The following is a 26,865-nucleotide window of genomic DNA, read 5'->3' on the forward strand; positions in this document are numbered from 1 at the left end:
TATTGACAAAAAAATGTATTAACCACATAATACACTTATTAGGTGTATGAAGTGCTTAATACATTTTTTTGTGCATACTGTATTAAGCAGTTAGTACAGAGTACGGTTCGATGAATTTTTTTTGCGGATAGTGTACTAAGTGAATAATACACGGAAGGAGCTGAACAAGGTGGATGTGAAATTCAATAATCGGGATCCTGTATACGTACAGGTTATCCGTCATTTTAAGGAACAGATTGCAAAAGGTTCGTTTGCGCCAGGGCATGTCATCCCATCTAGACGGGAATTGGCCAATCAGCTCAAAATCAACCCGAATACAGTGCAGCGTGCCTATAAGGAAATGGAGGAGCAGAAATTGATTTATACAGAAGGAAATATGCCGAGTTGCATTACGAAAGATGAAGCGGTATTAAAAAGTGTACGTGAAGAATTAATCAGTGAAGCGGTGCAAGTATTTATCAGTTCGATAAAATCAATCAATGCACCACTTCCTGAAATAATGGAGCTCGTACAGAAAAAGTATGAGGAGGCGGAGCAGCGTGATTGAAGTAAAAAATGTCTCTAAAAAATACAAAAGAAAGCAAGTATTGAAAGATATGAGCTTTACTGCAGAAAAAGGACAAATTACATGCCTGATCGGAATTAACGGTGCAGGAAAAACGACCATTATGAAATCAATCATGGCGCTCACTCCGATCGACCGTGGCGAAATTTTAATCGATGGCAAAAAAATCAGCAAAGATATGTACGAAAAAATTACGTATATTCCAGACCGTCTGACAATGTCGCCAAACTATACAATTGCACAAAGCTTCGATTTTATGGCTGATTTTTATAAAGTGTGGAATGAACAGCGGGCAACAGAGCTTCTCGCATTTTTTCAACTGGATCCGAGCGATAAAATTTCAAGCTTGTCAAAAGGGAACACGGCAAAAGTCAATTTACTGCTTGGCTTGGCATTGGATGTAGACTACATACTAATGGATGAGCCATTTTCCGGAATTGATATCTTTTCAAGAGAACAAATTGCGAATGTCTTTACGAGTCATTTAATCGAAAACCGCGGCGTCATTATTACAACACATGAAATTAATGATATTGAACATTTAATTGACAAGGCGGTGCTCATTGGAGACGGGCGTGTATTAAGAGAAATGAATGTAGAACAAATGCGGGAAACAGAAGGCAAATCCGTAGTAGATGTAATGCGGGAGGTGTATGTCGGGTGAATCATTATATAAAGCTCGTCAATTTTGAAGTGAAACGATTCAGCAAACTCTTTCTAGCTTTAATAATTGCGGTAGTAGCAACCCAAATTTTTGGTGCTATTATCACGTCTTTACATTATGTAAGCAATGCGGAAACAACGATGTTGCGTGACCATATGACAGTAAGCGACTATATACAAAACTATGGTCCGTATTCACTGCAGAACTTTTTATTTTCGGAATACTTCATACTATCCGTTGTATTTGCAGCAGCTTTACTTATGATTTATGTATTTTTTATTTGGTACCGTGACTGGTTAGGGAAATCATCGGTTATTTATCGTTTGCTCATGCTTCCTACAGCACGCAGAAATGTGTATTTTGCCAAATTGACTACTATTTTGCTTTTTGTTTTCGGTTTAACAGGAATGCAAATCGTATTACTGGAAGTTGTGGATCAAATTACTCAACAAATAGTACCTAACCAATTGTGGATGGATGAAAGTGTAATTTATATTTATTCTACTGAAATACTGAATTTATTGTATCCACAATCACCGTTGTTATTTGTTTTCTATTATGTAATTGGCATTACAGCTGTTGCAATAATTTTTACCTCTATTTTACTTGAACGCAGCTATCATCTTAAAGGGATTTTCCTGGCATTAATCTATAGTGTAATTTCAGTAGTCCTTGTAATGGTTCCAGTAATCATTCAAACGATTACCGATTATTTTTATATGAATGAAATTTATTTACTAGTGACTGGGTTCAGTATTTTAACAACTGCCCTTGCGATTTATTTGGCAGATTATTTATTAAAACGAAAGATTAATGTGTAGAGGAGGGGAATGACATGAAAAAATATTGGCAACTTCTTTTAATAGCCGGAATAATCGTTGTAACATTTACAGTGCACTATATACAAGTAGTGAACGCAAAAACCAAAGAGTACGATTTTACATTCGAAAAAATTTCAGGTGATGATAAATATATAGATTCATTGGTGTTCGAAACAAGTTATGAATATGGGATAGGCTACAATTCACTTCTTATTAGTAAAGATGAATCCACATTAATCGATTCTACTACCCTTAACCTTAGAGAGCCGATAATGTTTCAAAGACTTATAGATGAACATGAAAGCTTTATGCGCGGTAAAGCATTAATTGCTAATAACTTTTTTGAGGATGATACGAAGCTTATTTATGTGAAGGAACCTGAAGAAGGCTGGAAGGTAAAAGAAGGGAACACTTACAGTTATGAAATTCATGTACTGGATAAAGTGAAGGATGAGAAAACTTCATTTACTATCGAGTCACAGCTGGAAAATAGATATAACTGGGTTTTTTACAATGATATTACGGTTGTTGGTAATGAGCTTAAACTTATTACAAAGCAAGTTGATAATGACGGAAGCGAAAAACTGTATCATGTAATTATTGATATGAAAAAACAGCAGTTGCTGAGTGAAACTTTACTTGAAGAAGCAACAACGGATGAAGCGACAAGAAAAAGTATTGATTCCTATAATTCGTATTCATATTTAAGTCATGAAAAATACCATGTCTATTCTATAAATTCTTTTGATTTGAATAGTCCTGAACAAGATCTAATTTCACATCAGTTCAGGGCGTTAAATACAGAAACGAATGAAATAACAGATATTCAGATACCGGAAGGTTTAGAACAGAACCTGCAAAGTATTGAAGTGGATGATAATTATTTAGTTATCGCCTATTCAACAAAAGAGGAAATAGTCATTTACAGATATAATATCGGACAGCAGCGATGGCTTGAACCGATTACTGAACCGTATCCTGTAAAAATGTTATATCCTGAACTTAACAGTACAATAGCACTAAACGGAAAATTCTACGTCATGACAGAAGTGAATAATGATTTTGTACTCAAGATTTTTGATATTGAACAAGGTACATTACTATATGAAGGAATACTAATCAATAATAATAATGTGCAACAGAAATATTCTATTCGGATAACTGATGTTTATGAATTAAAAGAGTAACTGGAAACAATTTATTGCTCATTGAATTTGGCTACCAACAGATTTTAGAGTTTATATAATAGAAAGACGCTTAATCCTGGCATGTGCGGAAAATCTCCGGCAGGCCTCGATTAAGCGTTTTTTTGCTACAGCTCGTATGGCAGCTTCTCTTCCATAAACTTCTGGAAAGCACGAACAGCCGGGGAGGGGGTTTTCTTTTTATTTGTATGGAGACCGAGGTTCCAAGGGAGTTTCGGATTCACGATTGGAATCGACTTGATCAGCTTATGGTCGACTTTCGTTTCCATCGGCTTCGGTAAAATTGAAACACCTAAATTTTCGCTGATCATGCCGCTGATGAATTCCCACTCCGAACTTTCAAAAGCAACTTCCGGATGGAACCCGACATGCAAACATTGCTGGATAATAAGATCATGGAATAATCTTTGTTTTATCAATATAAACGTTTCATGTTCCAACTCGATTAAATCCACTTGATCCCGGTCCGCTAAAGGGTGTGTATGGTGAACGAAAAGCGAAAGTTCGTTACTTAGGAACGGTACGACATTAAATTCCTTTTCATTTGCCGGCAGCATCGCAACACCAATATCCAAGCTTCCCTCCATCACATTTTGTTTAACCGTTTTTGAATCATCCTCGAATATTTGAATTTTAATATCGGGATATAGTTCAGTAAATTCTTTAATAATTTTCGGGAAAAATAAAAATCCGATAACGGGGGGAATTCCCATTCTAATTTTCCCCTTTTTCAAATTCATCAGATCATAGAGATGAACGGATATATCATCCAATGATTCCATGATTTTTTCGCCTTCCGCCAATATAATCTCTCCGGCTTCCGTTAACTTAATTTTCTTTGCAGAGCGGTCAATCAGCTCCACATTCAATTCCTCCTCCAAACTTTTCACTACTTTACTCAGTGTTGACTGGGATAAGTGAAGAGACTTTGAAGCTTTTGTAAAACTTTTATACTTTGCGACTTCAATGAAGTAAGTAAGTTGACGAATATCCATTTAGTACGTCTCCTCTTAACTATGAATTTTATGCATACTTTCCATTCTAACTATGAATTTTACTTCAATATAAGGGCGGTTGTATACTAAATGTGTACGAGTTGTGAATATTTTTTCCACCTTGTTCGAAAATGTTAATAGCTTATTGTAATACAAACTTACAATAAATTTTCATTTTACCATTCACTTTATCTCGAATTTAACTACTAATTCGAGATTTATCTATTTACATTCCCATTAATTTTTTAAGGAGGTCATTAAGGCACATCATCTTGAAATAATTACATGCACAATCTAAAACTAGAATACGAGGTTACACATAATGGACATTTTAGGTATTATAGGAATTTTGTTAGGGATTCTAACAGTTATTCTCTTTATCGTTAAGAAGCACAACATTATTGTTGCAGCACCGATTGCTACAATTGTTCTTCTACTATTTAACGATGTGCCGATACTTGAATCGGTATTTGGTAAAGAAAATTCGTACATGACGTTCCTTGCCGGATTCGTTGCATCGAACTTCGCCATTTTCCTATTAGGATCGATTTTAGCGAAGTACATGGATGTGGGTGGTGCCACAGTATCGATTGCCAATAGAATCTTGTCAATAGTTGGTACGAAAAACCCATATAACGCGTTAGTAGCATTATTTATTATTTCTGCCATTTTAACTTACGGTGGTATTAACGTATTCGTTATTATTTTCGCCTTAGTTCCAATGGCAAGACCGATTTTCCAGCAATTAAATATTTCATGGAAATTGGTTATTATTCCGGTGTTTGGCGGTACGACAACATTCACAATGACGATGCTTCCTGGTGCACCTTCACTGCATAACATTGTTCCTTCAACAGCTTTAGGTACAACATTAACGGCAGCTCCATTAATCGGTATTGTGACTTCTGTTGCTGCAATCATTTTCATTTTAGTATTTATGAAAATTGTTCTGAACCGCAGCTTAAGTAAAAATGAAGTATTTGAAGATCGCTTTGCTGCAGTAGAATCTCCTACTGAACAAAAACGCGAACTTCCGTCATTCTTCATCAGTTTACTGCCAATCATTGTGTTACTAGGTACAATCCTAATCTTCAGTAAAGTAAACTACATTATCTTTATTGCATTAATTATCGCGATTCTTTTAAGTGCTGTATTATTCCGCAAACAAATTAAGAATCAAAGAGAATTATTAAGTGATGGTGCAAATGAATCTGTTGGTTCAACAATTACAACGGGTAGTACAATCGCATTCGGTAGTATTGCAACAGGTGTACCAGCATTCAAAGGTATCTTTTCACTAATCCAGTCAATTCCTGGACCGCCCATTCTTTCATTGATGGTAGGTACTGGTATTATCGGTGGTATTACAGCATCGGCAGTAGGAGCAATCGGTATTTCGATCGCAAACTTTGTACCCTATTATTTAGAACTAGGCTTAGATCCAGAAACAATTCACCGTGCAATTGCAATTGGTTCTGTTTCACTTTCAATCGTTCCTTATTCTGGATTCCTGCTGATTTTCAACAGAATTACTGGTTTAACAATGAAAGAATCGTTTAAAAATGGTTTCATTGCTGTCTGTGTAACACACTGGGTTGCAATGGCGATTGTCGTTATTATGGCGGTAATGGGCTTAGCTTAAGCAAAGTGAATTTTTGAAAACGCTTTATCTTCAGTCAGGGGCGTGTCCGCTGATGCGAAATTGATGAATTTAGTATGAAAAGAAGTTGAATTATATAAATCATCGTCTTTATCAAATATATTTTTTGGAGGAATTTGTAATGGCTAAAAAAATCGGATTTATCGGATTAGGAACTATGGGCTTCCCAATGGCGGCTAACTTAAAGAAAGCAGGATTCGAAATAATCGGCTTTGACGCTTGGAAAGGTGTTTACGAAAAAGCTGAAGCTGCTGGTTTCACAATGGTAGATACAGTGAAAGAAGTTGCTGAATTAGCAGATGAGGCAATCATCTCAATGGTTCGTGACTATGCACAAAACGTAGACGTTATTTTCGGTGATAACGGTATCCTTTCAGCTGAAAACACTGCTGGTAAAACGGTAATCGTTATGAGTACTCTTTCTCCGGATGCTATGAACGAATTAGGCAACCGTGTTGAAACGGAAAGCGGCTTAAAATTAATCAGTGCTGCAGTTTCCGGCGGTGCATCAGGCGCAGCTGCTGGTACATTATCAATCATGACTTCAGGTGCAGAAGAAATCGTGAAAGGTTTCACTCCATACTTCGATGCTATGGGTTCAAACACTTTCTACTACGGTTCTGAAGCAGGTAACAGCCAAGTAGCGAAATTAGTGAACAACATGATCTTAGGTATCAACATGAACGCTGTTGCAGAAGGCTTAAAATTAGGTAACCACTACGGATTACCACAAGAAGAAATTATTAAGTTATTACAAGTAAGTACTGGCGACAGCTGGGTAGCACGTAACTGGTCAGATGTATCTGAGTGGACTGCAGATACAGCATTAGCAGTATTACAAAAAGACTTAAAAGCAACTTATGAAGAAAGCATTAACAACAACTTAGAAATGCCATTTAACGCATTATCTTCACTTCAATTATTCCATTCAATGGGTAAAGAAAAGAAATAAGCTTAGATAATAGAGGTACGTTCTTTTACCGAGAGTGTTTGAACGTTAAGCCTAGCTGAATGATACCTTCAACTTTTTCTTTACACCCAACACCGATTTCAACTCTCGAAGGATAGTATAGTCTTAAACAAAAGATTGACTGAATATTCTCAATTATTTACACTGAGGAAAACGAGACGACATAGAGAGACAGCTAGAAATAGACAAAAGGAGAGGGTATGTTGTGTTTAAATGGAAGAGCAAAGAGCAGTTAAGGCAATTATTATGTGAGCTTGTACAAGTAAAAAGTGTATCTGGTTCACAGGCAGAAAAAGATTTACCTGATTCGGTAGTGAAAAAACTGTCGGAGCTGGCATATTTCAAAGAAAACCCCGGCCATTTAAATCGAACATATTTGAAAGATGGGCGCAGTTTTATTAGTGCATTGGTCAAAAAATCTCCGGATACTAAAAAAACAGTCGTATTAATTAGTCACTTTGATGTAGTGGATGTGCAGGACTTCGGAAAATGGAAACAATATGCTTTTGATCCCGAGAAGTTAACAGAACAATTTTACTCGATAAAAAATGAATTGCCTGAAGCGGTCCGGGTTGATATAGAGAGCGGCAACTGGCTATTCGGCAGAGGGACGATGGATATGAAATGCGGACTTGCCTTGCATATGTCTATTGTTGAACAAGCAACGTTCGGAGAGTACGACGGCAACATCTTGTTATTGACCGTACCGGATGAAGAAGTAAACTCTGAAGGAATGCGTGCAGCAGTACCAAAGCTTGTAGAACTTTCGAAAGAGCATGATCTTGAGTACACAACAGTTTTAAATTCAGAGCCGGTGTTCAGCAATTTTCCTGGGGATAAAAATAATTACTTCTATACGGGATCTATCGGAAAAGCGTTGCCGGGCTTTTTATGCTACGGGAAGGAAGCCCATGTCGGGGAACCTTTTGGGGGATTGAATGCAAATTATATGGCATCGGTACTTACAGCAGAAATGGAATTAAATACGGACTTTTGTGAAAAGGTGGGGGAAGAAATTACACCGCCACCTACAAATTTAATTTACCGTGACTTGAAAACGGAGTATTCCACACAAATTTCACACCGGACTGTGACACTGTTTAATTTATTTTTATTTGAAAGAAGCATGACAGATGTTGTCTCATTGCTCCAGCAAAAAGCAGTCAGAGTGGCAAATGAAATTGAACAGTCCTATATGAACAAAGCTGCGAAGTACTCGCAGCATACGGAGTTTACACCGCAGAAACTTAAAGTGAACGTTATGACATATGAAGAAATTTACGAATATGCGCTGGAAAAATACGGCGAAGAGAAAGTTGAAAAGCTATTATTAAATCATGACATCGAAAAGGATGATCGGGAACGAACGATTGACCTCGTTGATCAACTAGCTGCATTATGTAATGAACTGGCACCGATGATTGTCATTTTCTTTGCGCCGCCATTTTATCCTGCAATCAGTTCAGGCAAAAATGGACTTATCAGCAATCTTGTAAATGAGTTGAAGCAATACACGCATGAAACATATAATATGAAGTTCCACATTCAAAACTACTTTGCCGGAATATCGGATTTAAGCTATGTAGGATTAAACTATGAAAACAGTTCGATTGCGTCGCTTATAAACAACATGCCCGTCTGGGATAAAGGCTACTCGCTGCCGATCGGAGATATGAAAAAGCTGAATGTCCCGGTACTGAACATCGGTCCGGTAGGGAGAGATCCGCATAAATGGACAGAGCGGCTTGACGCGGATTTTGCGTTTGTGACATTAGTCGATCTACTGCAATTGACGATTGAAAAATTATTCGCTGCGCATTATGAGCTGAATGAACAAATAGTAAGCAAATAGTACGCTGCCCTTAACACTTTATCGTTAGATTTATGTTACAGTGGGAATACTAACCGCCATTAGAGCGGAGTTGGAGGCTTATATGACAAATACAGTAGATGAACTTTTGGAATCGCTCGTGGCAGCGACAGTTAATAATGAAGTGACATGGAGTAAAGGTACGGAAGCGCTGGAAGATGTGTTGGAAGAAGTATACGGCAACACGGAAAAGCTTTATTTCTTCTTTGATGAAGAAGAAGGTTCCAACATCGTTTTAGCAACGTATCAATATTACGAAGGCGAAGTGGAAGCCGATGAATTTTTAAAAGACGGTATAAGCCTGTTTGTTATCGACGCGGATGATTTTGAAATTTTAAATGAAGTAACGGATGAAGATGCCGATGATTCAAAGCTATTTACTGCTTTAATGGAAGCGATTGAAGAAGCTGAATAGGTTTTGAAAAAATGTAACGGGTGTGAACTGTTTTTATAATGGTTCATACCCGTTATTATCGTTTATACGAGCTCAAACACTATGCCTTCCGGATAAATACCAGTATAGGTTTCTTTCTTATTTAAATAGGCGATTTCAGCTCCGTCGATTACTTGATTGTCCGTTAGTACTTTTATAAACGATTTCAGTGCTAACTCTAAGTCAACAACGAGGCAGAATGTAATGCCGGCACCATCTCCTATTTCGGAACCATAAAGCTCGCCGTTCCCGGTCTCGTGCAAAATGTCATCTAACAAATCCTCTACGATTAAACTTTTTTCTTCCGCAGCCTCAAACTGATCCTCATGTTCATACCGGTATTGAACAGCAATTTTAATTAGTGATTCAGGATCCACATATTCATAGCCTTGATTGATTTTCTCTGACGCCAAATTATTCATGACTTTTTTAGAGCTTTGAAAAAATCCTACTGGCATTTCCTCTTCCTTACCTTGTTCGCCTAGTTTTCCTGATAATACATAAATCTGTTTATTCACCTTCCATGCTTGCCAAAAAAGCGTGCCATTGCTCGTTTTCTTCAGTAATCGAATCATTTTCCATCCTCCATATCCTATCTGAAATTCCATACCCTTTAAACTATGTAACTAGACAACAGAAAGTTTATAAATTAATCCTTTTTATTCCATCATTTCTCGCGCTTTTTTTATTGGAACAATTGTACATGATATTAGAAAAACTCGGCCTGATATTTGAAAATCGGGAGGTGATATTAGAACAAATCACCCGATATTAGAACAACTGGACAATATTTTAGAACATCTGTGAATATATTGGAAAAACCGGCCAAACCAACCAACCAACCAACCAAACAAAAAAACGCCCGGTAACCAAACCAGGCGCTACTCTTACACTTATGTTTTCAATAACCGCTATTCAATACATCAAACGCCTTCACTGCTAACGGCACTTCACCAAAAGGCTTTTGATCGAACTGTTCCTCGATATAAATTTCCGCCAGCATTTGTTCGCGTTCACCGGCTGTTTCACCATGCTTTACTGCGACAACCGCTTCATAGAGACGGGCAAGCTGCTGCATAAGCGGTTTTGCCTCAAGTGTTTGCATAGCCGGATCGAGTGTGACAAATACTGCAAAACGCTGCTCTACGACAGAGGCAAGCTGCTGCAAATACGGATGGTTCGTTTGCTGTAATTCATTAATAAGCGTAACATGCGCATTCTTTTGCACGAGGCGAATAAGCTCGTGTGCCAAAATGTTTGCTGTTCCTTCCCAAACGGTTAATACTTGGGCATCGCGAAGCAGGCGTGGGAGCACGAAATCTTCGATATAGCCATTGCCGCCATGAAGTTCAATCGCTTCATGCGTAAACTCGATCGCCCATTCTGCTGTTTCCTTTTTCACTAACGCAATTAACAGGCGGACGATCTGCTGTTCTTCCTCTGAAGCATTCCCGCTGACAACTTCATCATACCGCGACACTAAATCGAACAACGCGACAAGTGAAGCATGCCATTTTGCGTGCAATGCGCCTAATGAATGCTTCACCATTGGAAACTCGGAAACTGTTTGTCCAAAGGCGATACGCCCGTTTGTATAATGGACCGCTTCATCCAGCGCGCGTTTCATGATGCCGACTGATGCAGCGGCATTGCAAATACGAGACAAGTTGAGCGCTTCGAGCATATAGTAAATTCCTTTAGACGGATCTCCGACAACATATGCTTTTGCACCGTTAAACTCGACTTCTCCTGATGGGACTGCTTTTACACCAAGCTTATCTTTCAATCGGCGGATTGTAATGTGATTAAGCTCACCATTGTCGTCACGCCACGGTACAGCAAACAGTGTTAAGCCACGTGAACCTTGCTTGGAATTGGTCGTCTGGCGAGCCAGTACCATTGCAACTCCGCACATCCCGGCATTCGATGCAAAGTACTTCTCACCGTATAAACGCCATTCACCTCGTTCAAATCGCGCTTCCACAACGTTTGCACCGACATCTGATCCCCCTTGACGCTCCGTTAAGAACGTAGCCCCTTCGAATAATTCCGTATCGCCTGTAGCACAAATATGCGGCATAAACTTCTGCTTCAGCTCTTCAGATGCATAGTGCTCGAATAAATAAGCCGTGGCCATCGTCAATGTAACAGGACAGTAAAAGCCGGGTTCAGTTTGAGATAATAAATAGCCTTGCGCAAAGCTGTATACATAATTTCCTTTGTGACCTATTTCAGGAATGTCTTTATGCACATAGCCGACAATTCCGGTTGCGTATGTTTCGGCAACCGTTTGTTTATAGCCCTCGTTCACAATGACTTCACTTACTTCATCGCCGTATGCATTATAGCGACGTAATCTTGGTTCGCCTTCCCGGTCCGTCACTTTGGCACGGGCATCAATAGGTCCGGCACAAAGCGCACCGTATGCAGTAAGCCGTTCATCTGCATAACGGTAAAAAGAAGGCGAAAGCTTTTGCTGTAATAGCTGATGCAAAGTCTGATCAAATTCATAAAAGTTCTGGCTCTTTTCATGTTCATTGGCTAACACTTGCATTTGCTTCACCTCTTAGCTGTTGTTTTAATATTTTTCCGGAAGCATTGCGCGGAAGTGCTTCAACTTGTTCATAAATTTTCGGTATTTTAAAAGCGGCTAGTTTTCCTTCTAAATGTTCGCGAATTTCCTGCTCGGAAACAGGTACTTTCGCACAGTAAACCGCTTTTACTGTTTCACCCCATTCAGGATGCGGCACGCCGAACACCGCTACTTCAAAAATAGCTTTATGCAGCAACAGCTGATCTTCAATTTCTTTCGGATAAATATTGACGCCGCCGGAAATAATTACATCTTTTTTACGGTCAACGATGTAAATATAGCCTTCCTCATCAATGCGGGCTAAATCGCCTGAACGTACCCAGCCTTCAATGAAAATATTTTTCGTTTCTTCCGGATTTTTATAGTACTCTTTCATATTACCTTCGCCATATAAGATGATTTCGCCAATTTCTCCAGGAGCTACATCTTCATTTAATGCATTAATAACACGCAGCTCTGTTCCAAATGGTGCTCTCTTGCCGATACTACCTGCCTTGTGAGGGTGGTCGCTAGCATGTAAAATCGACCCGCTTGGACCGGCTTCCGTTAAACCGTACACACATACTAAGTTGTCCGTATTAAACTGCTGTTGAATATAAACGACTTCTTTTTCAGACAGTGGTGCGCCTCCGTACACCCACCATTTCATTGAAGATAGGTCCGCATTTGCAATACGTGGTGAGCCGGCAGTTAGAAGGTAGGCAACAGGTGCGCCGAAGAAGTGTGTAGTTTTGTATTTTTCTACTGTATCTATTAATAAGTCAGGTGTAAACGTCGGTGTAAGTACAGCTGTTGCCCCGACTAAAATGGCTGTAACTAAAAATAAATTCAATGGTGCAGAATGAGTCAACGGCATCATAATAAGCATTCGGCTTTCGGGTTTTACTTCCATTTCAATGGCAATCATATGCGATACAGCAAGTACATTGCGGTTTGTCAGTAAAACTCCTTTTGGATTGCCTGTAGTGCCGGATGTATAAAGTAAAGTCGAATCATCATCCTCCACTAAATCACAGCAAACGATCTCATTATGGGCAGACGTCTGGAATTGATCGAAGCTTTGCCATTCATGGACAGCAGGACCTGTTTTTACTTTTAGACCGTTGAACATAATCGTAGCGGCCTGTTCGAAAATCAGCTCATGGACAAAGATTGCCTTCGCGTCGCTATGATTGAGCACATACTCAATTTCGCGAGTGACAAACTTGGCGTTGATCGGTACAACGACAGCACCAACGCGCTGAAGGGCAAAGTAAAGCGCGACGAACTCTTGCATATTTGGCATGAAAATCCCGACCTTATCGCCTTTAACGATGCCGCTTGCACGGAATGAACCGGCAATTTTATTTACTTGATCATCTAATTGTTGATATGTCGTTTCCTGACCGAGACTAATGACAGCAACTTGATTCGGATACTTTCTTGCATGACGAGCTAAAAGATTAGAAATATTCATGATTGGTCCTCCAATAATAGAATTAGTTTTTCCCGAAAAACAGCTTCCGTCCTTTCGATATCTTGACGGATTTCATATAACTCTTGAATCTTCTGATCAATTTCCTTTATCTTTTGCTGACCGTATTCGATTGTCCGCTCCAGCTGTTTAATACCTGTACGATCAAGGTCAAAAAGCAAAATCATTTCCTTAATTTCTTCCATAGAAAAGCCATACTTTTTTCCGCGGATAATTAGCTTGATCTTTGCCTCCTCCCGTTTGGAATAATGACGCATTCCATTATGAGGTCGTGTCGGTTTCAAAATCCCGAGCTCTTCATAGTAGCGTAATGTTCTCGGTGTGAGTGCATATTCTTTAGCGATCATTTTAATGGATTTCACATAAGACACCCCCCATTGGCGAAAGTATACCATTTACGTTAACGTCAATTTAAAGAGAAATAAAGAATAAAATAGAGAAAATTTTTATTGAGAGAGATAATTGTGAATTGTGTTTATATGTAATTTTTCTTATATATAGGAATAAATAATTAAATTTACAATTCTGAATATTACATATTGTAAAACTATTAATGTACTTGTAAACTTGTCATACAAGCTTAAAACTTTTCATAAACGGGGGGAATGAAATGAAAAAGTCACTTTTATTATTTTTGGTAGCGCTAACATTAATCTTGTCCGGGTGCATAGAACGACGTGAATTCATTACAATTGCAACTGCATCGGCAGGGGGGACTTATTATCCAATCGGGGTTGGTTTAGGGAATCTATGGACTGAAATTTTAGTTGAAGACAATGTTAAGGGGACAGGTCAATCATCAGCAGGATCCGTAGAGAATATTCAGCTATTAAAAAATGAGGAAGCTAAAGTAGCGATTCTGCAAGGGTTGATAGGTGCGCAGGCATATGAAGGGCGTGGAGGAAACTTTGAAGGGCGACCTTATAAAGATTTACGTTCAATCTCCATGCTTTGGTCAAACGTTGAGCATTTCGTATTGATGAATAAAGAAACTGAAACAGGAACTATTTCAGATATCGATATGAAATCATTTTCAGTTGGACCGCAAGCATCGGGAACAGAGCAATCAACACTTGTTATCATGGAAGGGCTTGGCTTAACGAAAAAAGACATCACACCTGAATATTTAGGGTATGATGATACGATTTCAGCGATGCGGGACGGGCGTTTGGACGGAGGTTCATTACCGGCAGGTGTACCGGTTTCATCTATTATGGACATGGCTGCATCAGGTGTTAAAGCATCGGTTCTGGACGTAACGGATGAACAGCTTGATAGTATTAACAGCATATTTAATACATGGTTCCGTTATGTTATTCCAGCAGGTACATACACGGGAATCGATAAAGAAATTAACACAATAGCGCAGCCAAACTTTTTAGCTACAACAGCACAAATGGATGAGGATCTTGTTTATAAGTTAACGAAAGCTATCTATGAAAACTTAGACAAAGTACATCAAATTCACAATTCAGCGACTGAAATAAAATTAGAATCAGCATTAAATGGTCTTCCGACACCGCTTCATATCGGGGCATACAAATACTTTATGGAAGCTGGCTTAGACATACCAGAACATTTAGTTCCACCTGAAGCAGGAGAAGAACAACAATAAAATCCATTATGGGGGTGTAATGATGATTTTTACGAAAAAAGAAAAAGAGTTCGATGTAACAGAGACACTAGAAAATGATAAAGAGGCTGGTGGGGCGATCCGAACGTTTACCGGTAAAACAGGCGTTATTATTTCAGCATTATTGTTTGCACTGGCATTTTTCTCGATATACGTAAACAGCTTAATGAATATCCAGGAAATATATCGTAATGCCATTTTCCTGACATTTATATTAGTGCTGACATTTTTACTTTATCCGGCAACAAAAAAATCGAGTAAAACGAAGATTACAGTTATCGATTATATTTGGGCGGCATTTGGCTTTGTCGGGGGAGCTTATATCCTATTAAATTACTCAAATATTCATAATGTGAAATTTTCAGAGCCGACAGTTATTGATTATGTATTTGCATTCATAACAATAGTCGTATTACTGGAAGTTTCTCGGCGCACGATTGGACTATTTATTCCAATCTTATCGGTGATTGCTTTATTCTTTGCACTTTTTGGTCCATGGTTTCCAGGAATGTTTGGACATGCAGGTTTTAGCTTCGAACGTTTACTCTATCGTTTATATATGACAACTGAAGGTATCTTCGGGATGACCTTCTCGATTGCGACAACCTATATTGTCATATTCATTTTATTTGGTGCTTTTTTAAATGCAAGCGGAGCAACACGACTATTTAATGACTTGGCATTATCCATTGCAGGTCAACGTCGTGGGGGACCAGCACAAGTAGCTGTATTGTCTTCTGCATTAACTGGGATGTTAAGTGGATCGGCGGTAGCGAATGTTGCCACAACTGGTACATTTACAATTCCATTGATGAAGAGTATCGGTTTAAAGCCACGCTTTGCTGCAGCGGTTGAAGCTACTGCCTCTACAGGTGGTATGATTATGCCACCAATTATGGGAGCGGCTGCATTTATTATGGCTGGTTTCTTAGGAGTAGGTTATAACATCATTGTTTTAGCGGCAATTATACCAGCAATTCTTTATTACGCTTCCCTCATCATTGCTATTGATATAGAAGCGAAAAAGCAAGGATTAAAAGGGATTAGTAAAGAAAACATACCAGATGTAATAGAAGTTATTAAAGTACGTGGTGTGCTAATTTTACCGATTGTCATTGTCATTGTGACATTGATGACTGGTTTCACAGCATTATTGGCAGGTTTCTCGGGAATATTCGCTTGTATTGTAGCAAGCTGGTTAACGAAAGACAAAGAATTCCGTATTGGTATTAAATCAATTGTAAACGCATTAATTGAAGGTGCACGAGGTACAATCCAAGTAGCCGTTGCCTGTGCAACAGTAGGGATTATCATTGCAGTAATTACGATGACAGGTTTAGGTTCAACTCTGGCCTATAACATTATTCAAATCTCAGGAAATAATTTAGCAATTATTTTAATCCTCGTTATGATTACGAGTATCGTGCTAAGTATGGGCTTACCATCAACGGCTTTATATATTGTCGTAGCGGTTGCAGCTGCACCAGCCCTAATTGAAGCTGGCGTCAACCCAATTGCCGCACATTTCTTTGTATTCTGGTTCGGTGCACTTTCAAATATTACACCACCTGTAGCACTAGCCTCCTATACAGCGGCAGGTATTGCAAGAGCCGATGCGATGCAAACGTCTTGGACAGCGGTAAAACTCTGTTTACCAGGATTCCTATTACCATTCATGATTGTATATAACCCGGCACTTGTCATGCAGACAGATGCAACAGGAATAGATGCAATACTATCAATCGCTTTTGCCTTTACAACATCAATTTTAGGTGTGTTTGCATTATCGACAGCTGTATTTAATTTCTTTACAACAGGTATGAATATGATGGAACGTATGCTAATGGGGATTGCGTCAATTCTGCTTATTATTCCGGAATTAATTACAAGTGCAATCGGACTTGCTCTTATTATAATAGTATTAGCAATTCATATTCCACGTGGTAAAAAGGTGAATGCCCAAGTTAATAATTTATCTGTTGAAAGATAGGAGTTTTCATATGCAAGTAGAACGCAAAAAAGTTGCGGATCAGGTTTTAGATTTTTTAATCGAAATGATGCGTACTGGTGAATTACAAACGAATACAATATTACCTACCGAAAATGCATTAGCAACACGCTTTGGTGTAAGTAGAGCACCGATTCGAGAAGCATTGAAAGTACTTGAAGTGGCAGGTGCAATCGAAAGTAGACAAGGAGGAAGAAGTTTAGTTAAAGAAGTGTCTTTAGCTGAATTGCTTGATCCCGTTCGTTTCCAGCTTATCCATAAAAAACAAGTGCTCGATTTATTGGAATTTCGAATCATTATAGAGAGTGAAGCGGCTGCACTTGCTGCTGAACGACGAACAGAAGAAGAGCTGGTTGAGATTCAAAACTTAGTAGATCACTTCCAGCATTTAATGCAAGATAATCAAGCGATTGGACATGAAGAAGACTATCAGTTCCATCAATTCATAATGAAAGCAAGTAAAAACGATTTTATATCTGGAACAATTAGTAACTTAAGTGATCTGCATCTACGTGCTTTAAAGTTTTCATTATCCCATAATTTAGGATGGGACAAGAAACGTCAAGAAGTAGCGAAGGAGCATATGCTAATTGCTCAGGCAATCGCAAAGAAAGATTGCGAGGGTGCAAGACATGCGATGCGTGAACATTTAAACAATGCACGCCAAAAAATTCTCAACTTACCGGAAGAGTAACGTTACGATGTTCTCTATCGCGGTCGGAAATTAGCGGACAGTGGAGGGAACGAGATGAACCAAATCCTAGAGCTTTTAAATCAAAGTATACAAGATGACACACGTATACTTACTGAAAAGGCTGATTTAGTAAGTTATTCTTATGATGCTTCATTCGGTTCGTATATGCCTGAATACGTTGTACAGCCTTTATCAACAGAAGAAGTAGCCTCTGTTATAAAGCTGGCGAATACTCATAAAATTCCCGTCTATCCACGCGGACAAGGGACAAGCTTAAGCGGTGGCCCTTTGCCTGTTCGTGGTGGGATTGTGCTTGATCTCTCCCAATGGACATCGAAATTAGAAATTGATGCGGAAAATATGTTGGCAATAGTATCACCAGGGGTTACAGCACAGGCGATTAACGATGCCGCATTGCTATACGGTCTTATTTACCCTCCTGATCCGAGCAGTATGAATATCGCGACAATCGGAGGTAACCTAGCTGAAAATTCAGGTGGACCAAAAGGATTAAAATATGGTGTAACAAAAGATTACGTAATCGGCTTGGAAGTTGTCACTCCTGAAGGAGATGTCATTCGGACGGGTGGTAAAACGATGAAAAATGTAACCGGCTATGATTTAACAAAGCTTATAGTCGGCTCTGAAGGAACATTAGGAGTCATTACAGAGGCCATTTTACGTTTATATCCAAAGCCGCAAGCAACGGAAACATTAATGGCTCAGTTTGATGATATTGTCGATGCAGGACGCGCTATCTCCAATATTTTAAGCGCAGGAATTATACCAGCAAAACTTGAGATTATGGATAGAGCCTCGGTAGATGCAGTTGAAGCGTATCGCCCATCAGGATTACCAACCAATATTGATGCGTTAATTTTAATTGAATTAGATGGTCACCCAGAGGCAATTAAAGATGAAATTAAACGAGTAAATGATGTTTGTATTAAAGATAATGCCCGTGCAGTTCAAATCGCGCAAACAAAAGAAGAAGCGGCACAGCTATGGCAAGCGAGGAAACTTGTATCGCCAGCAATTGTTCGTCTTAAACCGACGAAAATTTCTGAAGATGCAACCGTCCCGCGCAGCAAAATTCCGGAGATGTTTCAACGTTTAAAGGAAATACGTGAAAAATATAATGTCGACCTTGTAGTGTTCGGTCATGCAGGTGATGGGAATTTACATCCGAACATTATTGCGGATGAACGCGATGTGGAAGAAATGCGACGTGTAGAAAAAGCTGTAGAAGAAATTTTCCGTACGGCTATAGAGCTAGGCGGTACATTATCGGGTGAACATGGAATCGGTACGTTAAAAGCACCATTTATGGAAATGGAGCTAGGGGCAGTAGGGGTAGATATGATGAAACGAATTAAACAGGCTTGGGACCCGAACGATATATTAAACCCGGGGAAAATTTTTCCGGAGCCCAATCAAAGGTTCGTGTTAACAAATGACTGAACTCGCATATCAAGAGACACTAAGCTGTGTTCAATGTGGCTATTGTCTGCCAACCTGCCCAACGTATGTAACATTCCAAAAAGAAACCCATTCACCACGTGGCCGCATAAATCTCGTTAAAATGGCTGCCGAAGGAAAAATCACTTATGACGAAATAACCGAGGCGATTGATTTATGTCTAGGTTGCCGTGCATGTGAAACTGCCTGCCCAACAAACGTACAATACGGGAAAATTTTGGAGTCGGCGGTCGAAGTGTTAACGGTTCATAAAGAACGACAAATGAAAAAACGCATGAAAACTGTGAAATCGCTATTATTCAACCAAGTTGTACCAAATAAAAATATTCAAAAAGTCCTTGGTACCGGCTTAGCTATCTATCAAAAAACAGGTCTGCAAAAAGTTATGCACAGAACAAATGCATTAAATATTTTGCCGGAAAATCTACATTCATTTGAAACGATTTTACCAACCGTCGAAGGACCGATGAAGCGAAATAAAAGAAAAATGCATTATACGGTACAAGCTCAAAAACCAGTATTTAAAGTAGGCTTTTTTGTTGGCTGTATTATGGACACAATGTTTTCATCGATTAATACACTTAGTATGAGACTATTGCAGCAAGCGGGCTGTGAAGTGACTGTTATTAAAGAACAAGGCTGCTGCGGTGCGCTTCATCAACATAGTGGTTTATCAGATAATACCCGTCAATTGGCAAAGAGAAATATCGAAGCGTTTGAGCAATATGATTTTGATTACGTAGTAAATAGCATTGGTGGTTGTGGAGCTATGTTAGGGGAATATCCGCAATTATTAGCAAGTGAAGCAGATTGGGTAAAACGTGCAATAAACTTTTCCGCAAAGTCTGTAGATATAAGCGTGATTTTAAGTCAGCTATCACTGCCATTTAAAAAAGATTTGCCATATATCGTTACTTATCAACCGTCTTGTCATATGACAAATGTACAAAAACGTGTAGATGAACCACTTCATATGATCAACAGTATTCCGGGTATTGAACTAATGCCATTGCCGGAAGCCCATATGTGTTGTGGTTCTGCAGGGATATATAACATTATTCGTTATAACCATTCCATGAAAATATTAGATGAAAAAATGAAGCATGTGAAGTTATTACAACAACGACCAAATATAATAGTTACGACTAATCCTGGCTGTCATTTACAAATGAAGTTAGGTGTAGAGCGTGAAGGGTTAACTGAAACAGTTCGGGTTGTACATCTAGTCGAGTTGTTAGCTGAAGCATGCGGAATAGAAGCGTAAGGGGGAAAATAGATGTTAGAAGTAGTGATTATAGGTGGTGGGATTGTTGGTTTATCTGTTGGACTAGCTTTAACAGAACGCTTCCCGGATAAAAAAGTAGTCATTTTAGAAAAGGAGAATTCGGTATCGAAGCATCAAACCGGCAATAATAGTGGTGTGATCCATTCCGGCATTTATTATAAACCTGGCAGCTTTAAGGCACGTTTTGCTAAGCAAGGAAGTCAATCGATGGTGGCCTTTTGTGAAGAACATGGCATTGAATACGACATTTGCGGGAAAGTAATTGTGGCAACAGAGCAACACGAACTGCCGCTATTACAAAACTTATACGAGCGCGGTATACAAAACGAGCTTGAAATTGAAATGCTGAATGCAGAGCAACTTAAAGAAATTGAGCCGCATGTAGCGGGGCTTGGTGCTATTCGTGTTCCGCAAGCCGGGATTGTGAACTACAAGCAAGTATCGGAAAAAATACGAGAGTTAATAGAAAAAAACGGTGGAGAAATTCGTTGTGGGGTAGAAGTGAAATCAATTAATGAACACGATAATGGTGTGACAATTGAAACTTCTAAAGGTACAGTCGAAGCAAAAGTGATGATTAACTGTGCAGGACTGCAAAGTGACCGCATCGCAAAAATGACAGGATATTCTGCGGATTTAAAAATTGTACCTTTCCGTGGCGAATACTATAAGCTCAAAGAAAGCAGCCGTAGTTTAGTCAATCATTTAATCTATCCTGTACCAAATCCGGACTTTCCGTTTTTAGGTGTACACTATACGCGCATGATTGGCGGAGAAGTAGAAGCAGGTCCGAATGCTGTGCTTAGCTTTAAACGGGAGGGATATAAAAAAACAGATATAAACCTTTTTGATATAGCTGAAACATTAACTTACAAAGGGTTTTGGAAGCTAGCAGGGAAAAATATGAAAGAAGGGCTGAATGAGATGGCCCGTTCATACAGCAAAGGGTTATTCGTGAAAAGTTTACAAAAGCTTATTCCGGAAATTCAAGCGGATGATTTAGAACCGGGTGGAGCGGGAGTACGGGCCCAAGCACTAAAAAGTGATGGCTCAATGGTTGATGACTTTTATTTCATCCCTGGTAAAAGCAGCATTCATGTACTAAACGCCCCTTCACCAGCAGCAACTGCATCTCTTGAAATCGGCAAGGAAATTGTCTCTAGATTTGAGAAGAAATTTGAAACTGTTTATTCATAAAAAGATAAAATACCGAAAGCTCAGATTTTAGAGAAGCTTTCGGTATTTTTTTGTAATCTGTTTAATAGCTGAAAGAAGGCCTTACTATATAAAAAAATAGTACGCAATAAGTAATAATCTCATTGACAATCATTATCAAATAGCTTTATTATTCTAATTAGCGATAATGATAATTGTTATCAATCAACTTTAAGGGGCGTTAATTAGATGAAAACGAAAAAGTTCTATTCTTTAATGGCAATGCTTTTCGTAGCAATGGGCTTACTAGTTGTTGCGGGTTGCTCAGATAAAGAAACAAGTACAGATAAGAATTCAAATGAAACAGCAGGCTCTTCGAATTCTGAAGATTCAGCTACGCAATATCCAATCGTAATCAAACATGCATTAGGAGAAACAGTAATTGAAGAAAAACCGGAGCGTGTAGCAACGGTTGCATGGGCAAACCATGATGTGGCACTTGCTCTAGGTGTAGTACCAGTAGGTTTCTCAGCAGCAAACTACGGAGTGCAGGATGAAAGCGGTATGCTTCCATGGACAGCGGAAAAATTAAAAGAGCTTGGTGAAGAAAATCCGAACATCTACCAAGATACAGATGGCATAGATTTTGAAGCGATTTCTGATTCAAATCCGGATGTTATTTTGGCAGCATATTCAGGCCTTACACAAGAAGAGTATGATACATTAAGCGAGATTGCACCGGTCGTTGCATATCCGGAAACTCCATGGGTTATTACATGGCGTGACCAAATCCTATTCAATGCTAAAGGAATGGGTATGGAAGAAGAAGGTAAACAATTAATCGCTGATACAGAAAAATTAATTCAAGATAAAGCAAACGAATTCCCTGAAATCAAAGGTAAAAAAGCGGCGTTCGGTATGTTTAACGCTACAGATTTATCGAAGTTCTATATTTATACACCAGCTGACCCGCGCGGCGAATTACTGGAAGAGCTAGGTATGGCATATCCGGAAAGCATTAAAGCGCAAGTTCAGGATGAAAGCAGCTTTTATATCGAGTTAAGTGCAGAAAATGCAGATGCTTTAAATGATGCTGAAATCCTGATTGCATATGGCGATGACAACACATTAAAAGCACTTCAGGCAGATCCGATTTTAGGCGAAGTACCTGCAATCAAAAATGGTACGGTTTTAATTATTCCTGACAACACACCACTAGCTGCTGCAGGAAATCCGAACCCGCTGTCAATTCAATATACAATCGACGAGTATGTAACTTTAATTTCGGAAGTTGCGAAAAAGTTAAAGTAATATGAAAAGTACATCCGTTTTAGAAAAGAAGCAAATTATGATGCCGCGTAATTTTATAAAAGTTTTATTGCTTTTAATTATTTTACTCGGACTATGTATACTAGCATCACTTATATTTGGCTCACGGATGATCAGCTGGACAGATCTTCTGAATGGATTATTCCATTCAGAAGCTCAGTCTCATGAAGCGAACGTCGTAAGGCAGCGTGTGGTAAGAACGATTTTTTGCTTACTATGTGGCGCAGCATTAGGTGTTTCCGGAGCGCTTATGCAATCGGTAACGCGTAATCCTATTGCAGACCCAAGTATATTAGGTGTAAATACAGGGGCATCCCTATTTGTCGTTTGCGGCATTGCCTTTTTGAATATCAGTTCAGCAAATCAGTATATTTGGCTTGCGATAGCGGGAGCTTTTATTACCGCTATTTTTGTATTTGGGATTGGTTCAATGGGGAAAGGCGGCGCGACACCATTAAAGCTCGTATTGGCAGGTGCAGCTACGAGTGCAATTTTGTCATCACTGGTCGTTGCAGTCATGATACCAAGAACGAATGTAATGGATCAGTTCAGATTTTGGCAAGTCGGAAGTGTCGGTTCCGGCAGCTGGGATACAATCACATTATTTATTCCATTTATTGTAGTAGGACTATTTATTGCCTTTATTACAGCGCCGGCATTAAATGCGATGGCATTAGGTGATGATGTTGCGACAGGGTTGGGTGTACGCACAGGTACTGTAAGAATTGTAGCGGCATTAGGTGGCGTATTATTATGTGGTGCTGCGACGGCTTTGGCAGGTCCAATCGGCTTTATTGGTTTATTAGCTACACATATCGTACGTCTCGTAGTAGGTCCTGATCTACGTTATATTATTCCGATGTCAGCATTGTCGGGGGCGATTATTTTAACCTTTTCCGATGTGATCGGAAGGCTCCTCGGCAGTCCAAGTGAGCTCGAAGTTGGAATCGTGACGGCCTTTATTGGTGCGCCGATTTTAATTTTAATTACGATGAAAGCGAAAATGCGTGCAATATGATGAATGAAACGATGAATATGATTAAGACGTCAAGATTAAAAAGAAAACGCCGGTTTATATTGATGACTTCCTTGATGGCTGTCATTTCGCTAGTACTTTGCGGTTTGATGCTTATGCTTGGCAACACGATTTATCCGGTACAGGATGTCATAAAGGTTTTACTAGGTGAACAAGTGAAGGGAGCATCCTTTGCGGTAAATACTATTCGTTTCCCGAGAATGGTAGCCGGTTTGTTTGCAGGCTTTGCATTTGGTGTCGGGGGCTATATTTTCCAGACGATGCTGCGCAACCCGCTGGCAAATCCAAATGTAATCGGAATTACAACAGGTTCAAGTGCTGCAGCTGTATTTTGTATCATTGTATTGAATGCAAGCAATACGGTTGTCTCCATCGCAGCTGTAATAGGAGGGCTTGCAACCGCTATCTTTATTTATCTGCTGGCAAAAGGCACATCCTTTTCGATTGGTCGACTTATTTTAATCGGTATCGGCATTCAGGCGATGCTGACGGCCTTTATCAACTATTTAATGCTCATCGGGGATACACATGATATTCCGGCTGCAATGAGATGGCTGAGCGGTAGTTTAAACGGTGCTAAATTAACGAACTTATACCCGCTAATACTTATCGTGTGTATTTGCACACCGATTTTAATGTATTTTGCGAAGCGTCTGGAAATGCTTGAACTTGGTGAACAGGCGGCAACATCTCTAGGCGTCAATACAAATCAAACGAGAGTCATCCTTATTATTACGTCGGTGCTCATGATTGCATTGGCGACTGCTGCAACTGGTCCAATTGCCTTCATTTCCTTTTTGGCAGGTCCCATTGCAAAAAAATTAGTAGGTGTCGGATTTTCAGGTCTTATTCCTGCAGGTTTAATCGGGGTCATTTTAGTATTGGCGGCAGATCTTATCGGACAGTTTGCTTTTGAGACACGCTATCCGGTAGGGGTCATTACAGGGATAATCGGTGCACCATACTTAATTTATTTATTAATCCGTATTAATCGGAAAGGAGATTTATGATGAAATCGACACATACATTCCAAACGGAAAATCTTGTTGCAGGCTATGACAACAAAGCGATTTTACAAGGTGTTAGTCTAGGGATTCCAAGCAATAAAATCAGCATTATTATCGGTTCGAATGGCTGTGGGAAATCGACACTTTTAAAAACGATGGCACGATTAATCAAGCCGATCTCCGGCCAAGTATTGTTGGATGATAAATCTATTAACAAAATCCCGCCGAAAGAGCTTGCACGAGTTTTAGGACTTCTTCCGCAATCACCGATCGTACCTGAAGGCATCACGGTTGCTGACTTAGTTGGCCGGGGCAGGTTTCCGCATCAGAGCTTTTTAAAGGGCTGGTCAACTGAGGATTATGATGCAGTTGCGGAAGCGATGGAAATGATGAACATTACCGAACTTGCCGACAGTCATATCGATGAGCTGTCAGGAGGGCAAAGACAACGTGTATGGATTGCAATGGCACTTGCACAGCAAACCGACATTTTGTTTTTGGACGAACCGACTACATACTTGGATATTACGTACCAAGTGGAGATTTTGGACTTATTGACGGATTTAAATCGTAAGCACGGAACGACAATTGTGATGGTACTCCATGATATTAATTTATCCGCCCGCTATGCCGACTATATTTTTGCTTTACATAAAGGTCGACTTGTTTCGGAGGGAACACCAGCACACGTAATTACGAGTGATTTGATCAAAGATATATTTAATTTAAACTGTGTTGTCACACAAGATCCTGTTTCGGATTCGCCTTCTGTTATACCAATCGGAAGACACCATTCGAAATCCGGAATGCTCGTTTAGCTGCACTTAGTCAATGGAATCCGGAGGCGATTTCGCGACAAGCGTAATTGTCCGTCAAATGAAAAGAATGGAGTGTTTCGAATGAACGAAATTTATGATGTAACGATAATTGGCGGTGGTCCTAGTGGATTATACAGTGCGTTCTATGCAGGGTTGAGAGATTTAAAAACGAAAATTATTGAATTTCAGCCGACGCTCGGCGGGAAGCTTCACGTTTATCCTGAAAAGATCATTTGGGATATCGGCGGTATGCCTCCAACACCAGCACAGCAAGTCATTGAAAATCTTATTAAACAGGGACTGACATTTAAGCCAACTGTATGTCTAAATACGAAAGTCGATTTCATCACAAAAAAAGAAGATTTATTTGTGATTGAGACAAGTTCAGGCGAAAAACACTATTCGAAAAAAGTGATCGTTGCAGTAGGCGGCGGCATTATTAGTCCGATTAAATTGCATATTGAAGGCGCGGAAAAGTATGAAGTATCGAACTTGCATTATACAATTCGAGGTATTCAAAGCTTTAAGGACAAGTCACTGCTAATTTCAGGCGGCGGCAATTCGGCGATTGACTGGGCGAAGGATCTGATCGGTATTGCCAAGCAGATTACCGTCATTTACAGAGGCGAAAAGCTATCTGCGCACGAAGCACAAATCCGACATTTGCAGGATAATGGCGTTCCGATCATTACAAATACACAGATAAAAACACTTGTAGCGAATGAGACAAAAACAAAAATAGAAGAAGTCATTTTGGAAAATGTCGTAACAAAGGAAACATCGAAAATCGTTGTAGATGATGTCCTTGTAAATCACGGCTATGACCGGGATTCTTCATTTTCTTTTGATGCGGCACTCTCTCCGGAAAAAGATAAAGACTATGACTATTATTATTTGACGGACGGTAAAGGACTCACATCGGTTGACGGTATTTATGCTGTTGGCGATATTTCCAAATATGATAATAAAGTATATTTAATTACCGGTACATTCCAGGATGCTGTCAATGCGATCAACGCCATCAAAATTAGTCTTGAACCAACAGCAGATCAGTATGCAAAAGTTTCTTCACATAATGAAGTGTTCGAAAAACGCAACCGTGAACTGATGAAAGACATGCTCGTGAATGGCTAGTAAGATGAACGCTTAAATAGAATAATTACAACGCAGA

24 protein-coding genes are annotated in these 26,865 nt (G+C 39.4%); 19 read left to right on the forward strand and 5 right to left on the reverse strand.

Features of this window, described 5'->3' with window-relative positions:
* Positions 1-169 precede the first annotated feature (169 nt).
* From ABS917_RS13285 to ABS917_RS13300, 4 genes are read left to right on the forward strand one after another with little or no spacing between them, the layout of a single operon-like run.
* Positions 170-547, forward strand: coding sequence for a GntR family transcriptional regulator (locus tag ABS917_RS13285; protein WP_350479432.1), 378 nt, complete (start codon positions 170-172; stop codon positions 545-547).
* Positions 540-1,229 (forward strand): ABC transporter ATP-binding protein, encoded by a 690-nt coding sequence (locus tag ABS917_RS13290; RefSeq protein ID WP_350479433.1) that lies wholly within the window; start codon positions 540-542, stop codon positions 1,227-1,229. The genes ABS917_RS13285 and ABS917_RS13290 overlap by 8 nt, the downstream gene beginning before the upstream one ends.
* Positions 1,226-2,050: a hypothetical protein gene (locus ABS917_RS13295; protein ID WP_350479434.1), complete on the forward strand. Its 825-nt coding sequence runs from the start codon at positions 1,226-1,228 to the stop codon at positions 2,048-2,050. Before ABS917_RS13290 ends, ABS917_RS13295 begins: the two co-directional genes overlap by 4 nt.
* Before the next feature lie 14 nt (positions 2,051-2,064).
* Positions 2,065-3,237, forward strand: a complete 1,173-nt coding sequence (locus ABS917_RS13300; RefSeq protein WP_350479435.1) for a hypothetical protein — start codon at positions 2,065-2,067, stop codon at positions 3,235-3,237.
* 125 nt (positions 3,238-3,362) lie between these two features.
* On the opposite strand, the gene ABS917_RS13305 is transcribed toward ABS917_RS13300, so the two are convergent.
* Positions 3,363-4,250, reverse strand: coding sequence for a LysR family transcriptional regulator (locus ABS917_RS13305; RefSeq protein WP_350479436.1), 888 nt, complete (start codon positions 4,248-4,250; stop codon positions 3,363-3,365).
* A gap of 322 nt (positions 4,251-4,572) precedes the next feature.
* On the opposite strand from ABS917_RS13305, the gene ABS917_RS13310 reads away from it, so the two are divergent.
* The 4 genes from ABS917_RS13310 to ABS917_RS13325 all read left to right on the forward strand — a co-directional run bounded on the left by ABS917_RS13310 (position 4,573) and on the right by ABS917_RS13325 (position 9,165).
* The gene (locus ABS917_RS13310; protein WP_350479437.1) at positions 4,573-5,892 is read left to right on the forward strand and encodes a GntP family permease; all 1,320 of its coding nucleotides are present in this window, start codon (positions 4,573-4,575) and stop codon (positions 5,890-5,892) included.
* Positions 5,893-6,031: 139 nt separating this feature from the next.
* Positions 6,032-6,862: an NAD(P)-dependent oxidoreductase gene (locus ABS917_RS13315; RefSeq protein ID WP_350479438.1), complete on the forward strand. Its 831-nt coding sequence runs from the start codon at positions 6,032-6,034 to the stop codon at positions 6,860-6,862.
* A gap of 223 nt (positions 6,863-7,085) precedes the next feature.
* The gene (locus tag ABS917_RS13320) at positions 7,086-8,732 is read left to right on the forward strand and encodes a M20/M25/M40 family metallo-hydrolase (protein ID WP_350479439.1); all 1,647 of its coding nucleotides are present in this window, start codon (positions 7,086-7,088) and stop codon (positions 8,730-8,732) included.
* An 82-nt stretch (positions 8,733-8,814) separates the two neighbouring features.
* The gene (locus ABS917_RS13325) at positions 8,815-9,165 is read left to right on the forward strand and encodes a hypothetical protein (protein WP_350479440.1); all 351 of its coding nucleotides are present in this window, start codon (positions 8,815-8,817) and stop codon (positions 9,163-9,165) included.
* 62 nt (positions 9,166-9,227) lie between these two features.
* Here ABS917_RS13325 and ABS917_RS13330 read toward each other — a convergent pair whose 3' ends face one another.
* The 4 genes from ABS917_RS13330 to ABS917_RS13345 form a co-directional block, all read right to left on the reverse strand.
* The gene (locus ABS917_RS13330) at positions 9,228-9,758 is read right to left on the reverse strand and encodes a hypothetical protein (protein ID WP_350479441.1); all 531 of its coding nucleotides are present in this window, start codon (positions 9,756-9,758) and stop codon (positions 9,228-9,230) included.
* 326 nt (positions 9,759-10,084) lie between these two features.
* Positions 10,085-11,737 (reverse strand): acyl-CoA dehydrogenase family protein, encoded by a 1,653-nt coding sequence (locus ABS917_RS13335; RefSeq protein WP_350479442.1) that lies wholly within the window; start codon positions 11,735-11,737, stop codon positions 10,085-10,087.
* On the reverse strand, positions 11,718-13,232 hold the full coding sequence (locus tag ABS917_RS13340) for a class I adenylate-forming enzyme family protein (protein WP_350479443.1): 1,515 nt from the start codon (positions 13,230-13,232) through the stop codon (positions 11,718-11,720). The genes ABS917_RS13335 and ABS917_RS13340 overlap by 20 nt, the downstream gene beginning before the upstream one ends.
* Positions 13,229-13,612, reverse strand: coding sequence for a MerR family transcriptional regulator (locus ABS917_RS13345; RefSeq protein WP_350479444.1), 384 nt, complete (start codon positions 13,610-13,612; stop codon positions 13,229-13,231). Before ABS917_RS13345 ends, ABS917_RS13340 begins: the two co-directional genes overlap by 4 nt.
* Positions 13,613-13,860: 248 nt before the next feature.
* On the opposite strand from ABS917_RS13345, the gene ABS917_RS13350 reads away from it, so the two are divergent.
* The 11 genes from ABS917_RS13350 to ABS917_RS13400 all read left to right on the forward strand — a co-directional run bounded on the left by ABS917_RS13350 (position 13,861) and on the right by ABS917_RS13400 (position 26,828).
* Positions 13,861-14,865: a TAXI family TRAP transporter solute-binding subunit gene (locus tag ABS917_RS13350; RefSeq protein WP_350479445.1), complete on the forward strand. Its 1,005-nt coding sequence runs from the start codon at positions 13,861-13,863 to the stop codon at positions 14,863-14,865.
* Between the two features lie 22 nt (positions 14,866-14,887).
* Complete coding sequence (locus ABS917_RS13355; protein ID WP_350479446.1) at positions 14,888-16,873, forward strand: TRAP transporter permease; 1,986 nt, start codon at positions 14,888-14,890, stop codon at positions 16,871-16,873.
* Positions 16,874-16,883: 10 nt separating this feature from the next.
* Complete coding sequence (locus ABS917_RS13360; protein ID WP_350479447.1) at positions 16,884-17,585, forward strand: FadR/GntR family transcriptional regulator; 702 nt, start codon at positions 16,884-16,886, stop codon at positions 17,583-17,585.
* A gap of 54 nt (positions 17,586-17,639) precedes the next feature.
* A complete protein-coding gene (locus ABS917_RS13365; RefSeq protein WP_350479448.1) occupies positions 17,640-19,046 on the forward strand; it encodes an FAD-binding oxidoreductase in 1,407 nt (468 codons plus the stop codon).
* Positions 19,039-20,328: a (Fe-S)-binding protein gene (locus ABS917_RS13370; RefSeq protein ID WP_350479449.1), complete on the forward strand. Its 1,290-nt coding sequence runs from the start codon at positions 19,039-19,041 to the stop codon at positions 20,326-20,328. Before ABS917_RS13365 ends, ABS917_RS13370 begins: the two co-directional genes overlap by 8 nt.
* Before the next feature lie 12 nt (positions 20,329-20,340).
* Positions 20,341-21,546, forward strand: coding sequence for an L-2-hydroxyglutarate oxidase (gene lhgO / locus ABS917_RS13375; protein WP_350479450.1), 1,206 nt, complete (start codon positions 20,341-20,343; stop codon positions 21,544-21,546).
* A 207-nt stretch (positions 21,547-21,753) separates the two neighbouring features.
* Positions 21,754-22,815, forward strand: coding sequence for an iron-siderophore ABC transporter substrate-binding protein (locus ABS917_RS13380; protein ID WP_350479451.1), 1,062 nt, complete (start codon positions 21,754-21,756; stop codon positions 22,813-22,815).
* A 1-nt stretch (position 22,816) separates the two neighbouring features.
* On the forward strand, positions 22,817-23,851 hold the full coding sequence (locus tag ABS917_RS13385; RefSeq protein ID WP_350479452.1) for a FecCD family ABC transporter permease: 1,035 nt from the start codon (positions 22,817-22,819) through the stop codon (positions 23,849-23,851).
* Entirely contained in the window at positions 23,848-24,879 is a 1,032-nt protein-coding gene (locus ABS917_RS13390; RefSeq protein ID WP_350479453.1) for a FecCD family ABC transporter permease, read from the forward strand. Before ABS917_RS13385 ends, ABS917_RS13390 begins: the two co-directional genes overlap by 4 nt.
* A complete protein-coding gene (locus tag ABS917_RS13395; RefSeq protein WP_350479454.1) occupies positions 24,879-25,694 on the forward strand; it encodes an ABC transporter ATP-binding protein in 816 nt (271 codons plus the stop codon). Before ABS917_RS13390 ends, ABS917_RS13395 begins: the two co-directional genes overlap by 1 nt.
* 81 nt (positions 25,695-25,775) lie before the next feature.
* On the forward strand, positions 25,776-26,828 hold the full coding sequence (locus ABS917_RS13400; RefSeq protein ID WP_350479455.1) for an NAD(P)/FAD-dependent oxidoreductase: 1,053 nt from the start codon (positions 25,776-25,778) through the stop codon (positions 26,826-26,828).
* Positions 26,829-26,865: the final 37 nt, after the last annotated feature.

Source organism: Solibacillus sp. (assembly GCF_040273735.1).
GTDB lineage: Bacteria > Bacillota > Bacilli > Bacillales_A > Planococcaceae > Solibacillus.